At 65.3% G+C, this 2,197-nt stretch carries 3 protein-coding genes; 2 read left to right on the top strand and 1 reads right to left on the bottom strand.

The genetic code is table 11. The annotated features are described in order from the left end of the window. The coding region (locus VIG90_RS11710; protein WP_414695497.1) for a cobaltochelatase CobT-related protein at positions 1 to 430 on the top strand (430 nt) is incomplete at its 5' end. A gap of 225 nt (positions 431 to 655) precedes the next feature. Next, the gene (locus VIG90_RS11715) at positions 656 to 1,690 is read left to right on the top strand and encodes an esterase-like activity of phytase family protein (protein ID WP_331593700.1); all 1,035 of its coding nucleotides are present in this window, start codon (positions 656 to 658) and stop codon (positions 1,688 to 1,690) included. Positions 1,691 to 1,857: 167 nt separating this feature from the next. Here the strand turns inward: VIG90_RS11715 and rpmB are convergent, their stop codons facing one another. After that, positions 1,858 to 2,163 carry a 50S ribosomal protein L28 gene (gene rpmB / locus VIG90_RS11720; protein ID WP_331593701.1) on the bottom strand — a complete coding sequence of 102 codons (306 nt, stop codon included), beginning with the start codon at positions 2,161 to 2,163 and terminating at the stop codon, positions 1,858 to 1,860. Positions 2,164 to 2,197: the final 34 nt, after the last annotated feature.

Raw genomic sequence — 2,197 nt, forward strand, 5'->3', positions numbered from 1 at the left:
CGCCCGCCGCAACCTTGGCCTGATGATGCGCGAAGGACTGCTGAAGGAAAACATCGATGGCGAGGCCCTGCTGTGGGCCCACAACCGCCTGCTGGGCCGGCCGGAGGAGCGCCGCATCCTCATGGTCATCTCCGATGGCGCGCCGGTCGATGACAGCACCCTGTCGGTCAACACCGGCAACTACCTGGAGAAGCACCTCCGGCAGGTCATTGGCTGGATCGAAAACAAGTCTCCGGTCGAGCTGATCGCCATCGGCATCGGGCACGACGTCACCCGCTATTACGAGCGCGCCGTCACCATCATGGATGCCGAGCAGCTGGGCGGCGTGATGACCGAGCAGCTGGCGTCCCTGTTCTCGGCGGAAAATGCTCCCGCGCCTCGGCGTCGGGCCGGACGCGGCGCGGCTGCCCGTCCCGGTGGCCGGCGCTGATCGGCGAGATAGTGTCGGGTAGATTGCGGGTGTCTCGTCGGTAAGGCGCTGCTGAGCATCATGTTTGGCCCGGAGAACGGGCGCAGCAAAGCGGGGGAGCGGGTGCAGCCAGAGGTCAGCACTGCAAGGGCCAGCACAGCAAAGGCAGGCACAGGGCGGTCGCGTCGGCTTCGCCTCTCGGTCTCTCTGGTGGCCTTGCTCGTTCTGTGTGGGGCATGGGCTGCCGTGCAGCACCCTGCGCGCCAGCAAATCGATTCGGTCCCCATCTCCGTCACTGTCCGCCCAGTCCCGCTCGACAAGAACGACCCCGGTCAGAGTCGCATCGGCGCTCTGGCCTATCTGGGCGGCGTCCAACTTCTGAGCGAGGCAAGCGGCTTTGGCGGCTACTCCGGTCTGCGCCAACTGCCGGACGGGCGCATGCTCGCTATTTCCGACCGCGGCCATTGGCTCGTCTTCCGTCCGGTGGAACGCCAGGGCAGGCTGACCGAGGTAGCGGATGCCATTCAGGGGCCGCTGCTGGACGAAACCGGCCAGCCGCTGGAATATCCCTATTTCGATGCGGAGGCATTGGAAGTTGTCACGACGCCGGAGGGCGGGCTGGATATCTTCGTCGCCTTCGAGCAGCGCCACCGCGTCTGGCGCTACGCCATGCCCGGGTCTGCGCCGATTCTCGTCGGGGCGGGAGATAACGGCCAGGCTGCGCAAAATCCGCCGTCCCATGTGGAGCAGGTAAAGCAGGCGTTCGCCCATCGCCCCGAGTCGCTGCCGTGGATGGACGGCTGGCCGGGCCAGCTCGGGGCCAATGCCGGGCTCGAGGCCATGGCAGTGAAAGCGGATGGCGCAGCCCTGCTGCTGGCGGAAGGAACGGGCGAGGGGCGGTTCCGCCCCCATGCAGAGGCTCCGTGGGCCCCGATTCGCTACCGCACCGAGTCCGGTTTCAAGCCGACCGACGCCGTCTTCCTGCCCATCGAGGGGCGGCATCTGGCGCTGGTCATCAACCGCTATTTCTCGATTCTCCACGGCGTTGCCGCCCGGCTGGAGTTGATTGATCTGGATGCGGTGCAGGACGGGCAGGTAATGGGCAGGCTGCTGGCCCGCCTCGCGCCGCCGGTAACTGTCGACAACATGGAAGCTCTGGAGGTCGCCCCCCATCCGGAGGGCGGCTGGAGCGTCTGGCTCATGGCGGACGACAATCAGAACCCGTTGCAGCGAACCCTGCTGCTCAAGTTCCACCTGCCTGAAAGCGCAGTCCTGCGCTGAGGATGGCAGCCCTGCGCGTACTGCGGACATGCAAAAAGACACCGCGCCAAGGTGCATGGCGCAGTGTCCCTGAATCCGCAGATTCTGAATCCGGAGATTCGTTCTTTCGGCTTTGCAAGCCTTCCGGAAACGGAACCCGAAGGTTCCGTCAAACCGGGAAAAGCTTTTTAGGCTGCCTGCTCGGCCGAAGCTTCGGCCAGCGACTTGGCAACCAGACGCTTCACGCGACGGGCCTTCAGCGACAGCTTGTCGTCGTGGGTCTTCAGCAGCCACTTGTCGAGGCCACCGGCATGCTCGACCGAACGAGCGCCCGCAGCGGCGACGCGGAAGGTGACCGACGAGCCCAGAGCGTCCGACAGGAAGGTCACGTTCTGCAGGTTCGGCAGAAAGCGGCGCTTCGTCTTGTTGTTGGCGTGGGACACGTTGTTGCCCACCATGGTGCCCTTGCCGGTCAGTTCGCAAACGCGCGACATGATCAGGTCCTTCAATTGCAATAGCCGACACCGG

It is taken from the genome of Pedomonas sp. (genome assembly GCF_036515995.1).
In the GTDB taxonomy this organism is placed as follows: Bacteria; Pseudomonadota; Alphaproteobacteria; order Sphingomonadales; family Sphingomonadaceae; genus Pedomonas.